The sequence below is a fragment of the Bacillota bacterium genome (assembly GCA_024655925.1).
Lineage (GTDB): Bacteria > Bacillota > DTU025 > DTU025 > JANLFS01 > JANLFS01.
In genome coordinates, this window is the sequence record JANLFS010000064.1 from 1 (window position 1) to 6,439 (window position 6,439).

The 6,439-nt window shown below is 59.6% G+C and carries 7 protein-coding genes; 6 read left to right on the forward strand and 1 reads right to left on the reverse strand.

Going from position 1 to position 6,439, the window contains the following annotated elements; genetic code table 11:
• The 5 genes from NUW23_10480 to NUW23_10500 all read left to right on the forward strand — a co-directional run.
• Nucleotides 1-443, forward strand: a 443-nt coding sequence (locus NUW23_10480) for a UPF0236 family protein (protein MCR4426595.1), incomplete at its 5' end; no start/stop codon positions are given.
• 336 nt (nucleotides 444-779) lie between these two features.
• The gene (gene argC, locus NUW23_10485) at nucleotides 780-1,826 is read left to right on the forward strand and encodes an N-acetyl-gamma-glutamyl-phosphate reductase (GenBank protein MCR4426596.1); all 1,047 of its coding nucleotides are present in this window, start codon (nucleotides 780-782) and stop codon (nucleotides 1,824-1,826) included.
• A 36-nt stretch (nucleotides 1,827-1,862) separates the two neighbouring features.
• On the forward strand, nucleotides 1,863-3,110 hold the full coding sequence (gene argJ, locus NUW23_10490) for a bifunctional glutamate N-acetyltransferase/amino-acid acetyltransferase ArgJ (protein ID MCR4426597.1): 1,248 nt from the start codon (nucleotides 1,863-1,865) through the stop codon (nucleotides 3,108-3,110).
• A gap of 19 nt (nucleotides 3,111-3,129) precedes the next feature.
• Complete coding sequence (gene argB / locus NUW23_10495; protein MCR4426598.1) at nucleotides 3,130-4,044, forward strand: acetylglutamate kinase; 915 nt, start codon at nucleotides 3,130-3,132, stop codon at nucleotides 4,042-4,044.
• Nucleotides 4,044-5,243, forward strand: coding sequence for an aspartate aminotransferase family protein (locus NUW23_10500; protein ID MCR4426599.1), 1,200 nt, complete (start codon nucleotides 4,044-4,046; stop codon nucleotides 5,241-5,243). The genes argB and NUW23_10500 overlap by 1 nt, the downstream gene beginning before the upstream one ends.
• A gap of 183 nt (nucleotides 5,244-5,426) precedes the next feature.
• Here NUW23_10500 and NUW23_10505 read toward each other — a convergent pair whose 3' ends face one another.
• Nucleotides 5,427-5,717, reverse strand: coding sequence for a zinc-ribbon domain containing protein (locus NUW23_10505; protein ID MCR4426600.1), 291 nt, complete (start codon nucleotides 5,715-5,717; stop codon nucleotides 5,427-5,429).
• A 388-nt stretch (nucleotides 5,718-6,105) separates the two neighbouring features.
• Here NUW23_10505 and NUW23_10510 point away from each other — a divergent pair.
• On the forward strand, nucleotides 6,106-6,439 hold a 334-nt coding region (locus tag NUW23_10510; protein ID MCR4426601.1), incomplete at its 3' end, for a transporter.

Below are 6,439 nucleotides of genomic sequence, written 5' to 3' on the forward strand. Positions count from 1 at the left end.
AGCTGGACAAGCTGATTGCGGACATAGCTCCGATTGCCGAGAGCGTTTGCGACTACAGGGTAAGGCTCCGGGCGCGGGGGATAGAGACTACGGGTCTTCGGTCCCTTGGGGCTGCAGAGGCCCAGATGGAGCGATTAAGCGACAGGACTAAGAAATGCGGTCGAAGCTGGTCTTGGGAAGGCCTGCAGGCGATGATGGCCCTGCTTCGGGCAAAGTGCAGCGGTACGCTGGAGTCGTTCCTGGCCAGGATTTCGGAAGAGGCAAGGCCGCCGGAGGCTTCAGAGGACGACTTGGCAAAAGAGGCCGCCAGCGCGGTAATCGAGGTTTTACGGACGGGGCGGAACGACAGAGCGTGCCATGCGCCGATCATGGACGCCGGGATTGTGAGGAGCGGCGGGTTGTCCCACGTGTTCCACGAGCTTGCGTCGGAGAGTTGGCTCTAAGGCAGGGCAGCCGTCCCGCCTGGCCACAAGCGATGCGCAGCGAGGCCGCCGTCAAGGGCGCGAAGCGGCGAAGCGAACCCTTGACGGCATAGGCCGAGGTTGCGCATACAATCCGTCCTGGCGGGACGGCGGCGAAACCAGCAAGGCCTATCGCGAAACCCGTTCGGCATGGTGTGCAGACGATCAGAAGTATTGGCCGCAAGCGTAACCGATTCGAGGAAAGGGGGACTCCCCACTTCTTCTTGACTCAGACGGCGCTACTCAGGCTGTTGCATTTTTATGAGCACATAGAGTATAATTGCATATACTCCTCTGAGGGAGATGCAGTTGGGGGTGATGACCGTAGTCAAGGTTGGTATAGTGGGTGCATCGGGATACACAGGCGGTGAGTTGGTAAGGATCCTGGCAAGGCATCCAGGCGTTGAACTCGTGTGTGTGTCATCCCGCACTTACGCGGGCCGCAGCATAGGCGACGTGTTTCCCAGCCTGTTCGGGCGGGTGGACTTGGTCTGTCGTGACCTGGACCCCGGCGAAGTCGCCGTGCGATGCGACGTGGTGTTCACAGCTGTCCCACACGGAGCGGCCATGAGCATAGCCGCAGCTGTCCGCGCCGCAGGTACGAGGATGATCGATCTTGGAGCTGACCACCGGTTCCGCTCGGCGGGGGTCTACGAGCAATGGTATGGCCTCAAGCATGAACACCCTGAACTGCTCGATGAGTCGGTCTACGGTATCTCCGAGCTGAACCGGGAGAAGATCCGCCAGGCGTGGCTTGTCGGCAACCCCGGATGCTATCCGACCACAGTGCTCTTGGGCCTAGCCCCGCTCGTGAAGTCCGGGTTGGCGGATATTTCGGGAATCGTGATCGATTCGAAATCCGGCGTATCCGGGGCGGGGAGAAAGCCTGGTCCCGTCTACCATTACCCTGAGTGCAATGACAACATGCGCGCTTACGGTGTTGCGGGCCACAGGCATACTCCGGAGATAGAGCAAGGGCTTTCGGACCTAGCTGGTCAGGAAGTCACGGTGACCTTCACCCCTCACCTCATACCCCTCACCCGGGGCATGTTGAGCACCATGTATGTGCACGTCACACGCAACACGACAACTGATGAACTCACGCATTTGTATGAAGACTTCTACAAGGGCGAACACTTCGTGCGTGTTCTTCCTTCGGATCGCTTGCCGGAGACCAAGGCAGTTGCTGGCTCCAACTTCTGCGACATCTCTGTGAGGGTCGACGTCCGGACAGGGAGAGCCATCGTGGTGAGTGCCATCGATAATCTCGTCAAGGGCGCCTCCGGGCAGGCAGTACAGAACATGAACATCATGTTGGGGATGGACGAAGATCTCGGACTGGATCAGCTGCCCATCTACCCCTGATCATCCCTCCAACCACGGAAAGGAACTGATGAGACCATGACATCCGAATTCGAAGACGGATCCAATGTCGGGGCTGGGGCTGAGATCGTGGCGGTGTGTGGCGGCATAACTGCCGCTCGCGGCATGAAGGCGTCCGGGGTGTTCGCCGGCATAAGGAAAACCAAGAAGGACGTGGCGATCATCTACTCTGAAGTCCCAGCCGTCGCAGCGGGCGTTTACACACAGAACAAGGTGAAGGCTGCCCCAGTGCTGGTTTGCATGGACAGGATCGGCGCCGGCCAAATCCAGGCCATCGTGGTAATAAGTGGGAACGCGAACGCGTGCACCGGCGAGCCGGGACTCAGAGACGCCTACGAATGCACAGAGGTTCTCGCTCACGAGCTGGGCATAGACCCAGCCCTGGTAGCCATGGCCTCGACCGGCGTGATCGGGGTCAGGCTGCCGATGGACAGAGTGGTGCCGGGAATACGGGACGCCGCGCACAGCCTGTCACGGGAAGGCGGCCACTACGCGGCAGAGGCTATCATGACCACTGATACCTTCTCCAAGGAATGCGCGGTTCGGGTGCGGATCGGCGGCCGGGACGTCGTGGTCGGCGGGATGGCCAAAGGCTCCGGAATGATCCATCCCAACATGGCGACCATGCTCGCTTTCATCTCCACGGATGTCGCCATCGATGTAGGCCTTCTCAGGCAGGCCCTTGGGTCGGCTGTGGCGCGGTCGTTCAATTCGATCACCGTGGACGGCGACACGAGCACCAACGATATGGCGGTTGTGATGGCAAACGGGCTCGCCGGAAATGAGCCCATCACGGGGCAGGGAGAGGATTACGAGAGATTTCGCGAGGCCCTTGAGACCGTGTGCATGGAGCTTGCGAAGATGATCGCCAGGGATGGTGAGGGAGCCACCAAACTCGTGGAAGTGGTTGTAAGGAACGCCGGGACGGAGGCAGACGCTAGGAAGGTTGCAATGGCCATCGCGAAATCGCCCCTTGTCAAGACGGCGATATTCGGTGCCGATGCGAACTGGGGCCGGATCATGTGTGCCGCCGGGTATTCTGGCGCAGAGTTCGATCCTGACCGCGTGGACATCTACATCGGTCCGGAGAAGGTTGCCGAGGACGGGATGGCCCTTCCCTTCAGCGAGGTTCAAGCCAAGGCTGCTCTCCTGGGTGCTGATGTCAGAATCACTGTGGACCTCAAGGATGGATGTGCCGAGGCCAAAGTCTGGACATGCGACCTCACCTTCGACTACGTGAAGATCAACGCAAGCTATCGCAGCTAGGGAGGTGCAAACACCTGTGGTGATCTCCTTCGATGAACGGGCAGCCTGCCTCGTGGAGGCCATACCATACATCAGGTCCTTCTCCGGGAAGACATTCGTCGTGAAATACGGCGGCAACGCCATGATCAACGAGGAACTCAAGCGTGCGGTCGCCCTGGACCTAGTGTTGATGAAATGTATCGGGCTTCACCCCATCGTCGTCCACGGGGGCGGCCCTGAGATAACCCAGATGATGAACAGAATGGGCAAGGAGGCCAGATTCGTCTCTGGGCTTCGGGTCACTGACGAGGAGACCATGGAGATCGTCCAGATGGTACTCGTGGGGAAAGTGAACAAAGACATCGTCTCTCTCGTCAACACACTCGGCGGGAAGGCAGTCGGACTGTCCGGGCAGGACGGCAGCGTGATCACGGCCAGGAGGCGTCCTCCTGAACGTGTGGTGGACAGGAAAACCGGTGAGGAACAGCTAGTTGACTTGGGACACGTGGGGGACGTCGACCGGATTGAGCCCACTATCTTGCAGCACCTTTCGGACACCGGGTACATCCCTGTGGTATCGTCGGTTGGTGTGGGGCCGGACGGCGAGAGCTACAACATAAACGCGGATTTCGTGGCGGGGGAGATCGCCAGAACTCTCGAGGCAGAGAAGCTCCTGATGCTCACGGACGTCGAAGGGCTCTTCGAGGACTACTCCGACAAGTCTACCCTGATTTCTACCACCACCGTTGACTCTGTCCGCACCATGCTGGCACAGGGCCGGGTGGAGGGCGGGATGATACCGAAGGTTCAGGCATGCATAAACGCGATCGAGGGCGGGGTTGCTCGCGCCCACATCATCGACGGCAGGCGCCCCCATTCGATCCTCCTTGAGATGTTCACTGATGCCGGCCTGGGGACCATGATACTACCTGAGGGCGCGGGGAGGGACGCGTAGTGAAAGGCCAAGAGATCATGGAGCAGATGGACTCGTATGTCATGAAGACGTACGCACGAATCCCGGTGGCTCTGGTCCGAGGCCAGGGCACAAGGGTGTGGGACGCGGACGGCCGTGAATACCTTGACTTCATGACAGGGCTCGCGGTGTGCTCGCTGGGGCACTGCCATCCGAAGGTTGTCGAGGCCATTCGAGAGCAGGCGGGCCGGCTTCTCCACGTGTCCAATCTCTTCTACATGGAGCCTCAAGGGACGCTCGCGCGCCTACTGGTGGAGAACTCTTGCTTCGACCGGGTGTTCTTCTGCAATAGCGGGGCGGAGGCCAATGAGGCCGCAATCAAGCTCGCCCGCAAGTACAGCAAGCAGAAGTACGGCCCCGGCAGGTATGAGATCATCACAACGGAGCGGAGTTTCCACGGAAGGACTCTTGCGACGCTGACTGCGACTGGGCAGACCAAGTATCAGAAAGGCTTCGAGCCTCTACCTGAGGGATTCACCTACGTGCCCTACAACGACCTCGACGCGGTGGCTGCCCGGATCTCCGATCGAACCTGCGCGGTGATGATCGAACCCGTGCAGGGGGAAGCTGGAGTGTACCCCGCTTCTCCCGAATACATGACAGGCCTCTCTCAGCTCCTCAGGGACCGTGGCGTCCTTCTGATCCTGGACGAGGTCCAGACCGGGTTCGGCCGGACAGGCCAACTCTTCGCCTATCAGCATTTCGCTGGGGTCACCCCGGACATCATGTCGGTCGCCAAGGCCTTGGGCGGCGGAGTAGCCATAGGGGCGATGCTTGCTACGTCCGAGGTGTCCTCAGGGTTCGAACCCGGGAACCACGCGTCGACCTTTGGAGGGAATCCACTGGCGTGTGCAGCGGGAATAGCCGCATTTACCGCCATCATCGAAGAGAACCTTCCGGAACGGGCACGCGTGATGGGCGACTACTTCCAGGCAAAGCTCAGGAGCCTAATGGGCGCGGGCTCGCACATAGCCGACGTTCGGGGCTTGGGCCTCATGATCGCAGTGGAATTGTCGGTGGATGCGACCGAGGTGGCGCGGAGAGCCAGAGAGAACGGCCTGTTGGTCAACGTGATCGCAGGAAAGATCCTGAGGCTTCTGCCGCCTCTCACTGTGACCGAGGATGAGTTAGATCAGGCGGTGGCGGTGATCGCGAAGGCGGTCCAAGAGACAGCGGCGTGAGGCCAGTCGCCTCGGCGGCTGGCTAGCCCTGACCCACGATTGACTTGTACTCTCAGCGAAATACGGACGAGGTCAGTATAACAAGCCCCGGGCACAACACAAAGCCCGGGGCTCTTCATTAAAACCCCAAGAGACCTCACAACGCTTGTGAGAAACCAGCGGCGCCTCGCGCGTAGTGGGCCCCTAGTAACGCCGCCTCTGCGCAGCGAAGCACTCGCTACAGTATACGGGCTTGTCTCCACTCGGCTGGAACGGCACCAGTGCTGGCTTGCCACACGAAGAGCAGACTGCCTCGTACATCTGCCGATTGCCGCCGGCTCCGCCGCTTGCAGATTTCCTGGCCCGACGGCACTCGGGACACCTCGACGGCTCGTTCTGGAACCCTCTCTGCGCGTAGAATTCCTGTTCACCTGCGGTAAAAACGAAGTCCTGTCCGCAGTCCCGGCAGTTTAGTACTTTGTCTTCGTATGCCAACTTGATCGCGCCTCGTCTTCCCTATGGATAGTCTCTTGATCAAGTCAGCATGCATATTGAAATGCCTGCGCTTGAACAACAGCCATGTCTATATTAGTGCTCTTCCGGCGAACTTGCAATATCATGGCAAAGCCATGATCTCGGTGATTTGAGTCTAAACTGGGCGGAATGCCAAAACCATCCGGTTCTGGCTCAGAAACTCTTGCGGACGCGGGTTCCCTTGACGTCCTATCGCCCAACAGGCCGTGGCCTGCGGCTCTCCCATGCCCGTATGCACACGGATATTCCTACATAGTGACCGGATAGATCTTCAACTTGAGGCAGGAAACCGGTGCAGGCTGTAGAAGAAGCAGGTAATCATCTTGGTCAATCGAGGAGGAGTCGAAGCATGGCGAGAACAGTCCAGAAGGCTCTCATGTTTCTGGTGTTGGCAGGACTCATAGCGGTGGCTCCGGTGGCTGCTCGTCCCCCAATCGAGATCACCATCGCCACGGGCGGCGCTGGGGGTCCCTACCACACCATCGCGGTCGGGCTCGCCGAGATCTGGACCAAAAACATCCCTGGAATCAATGTGACGGTTGCGTCCACATCTGCGTCCGTAGTCAATGCCCGAATGGTACATACAGGCAAGGCTGAGCTCGCGTTCGCCATGAGCGATGTGTGCTTCTACGCAATGCGCGGCGAGACGATGTTCGATGCGCCTCTTCCCAACATGGTCGGGC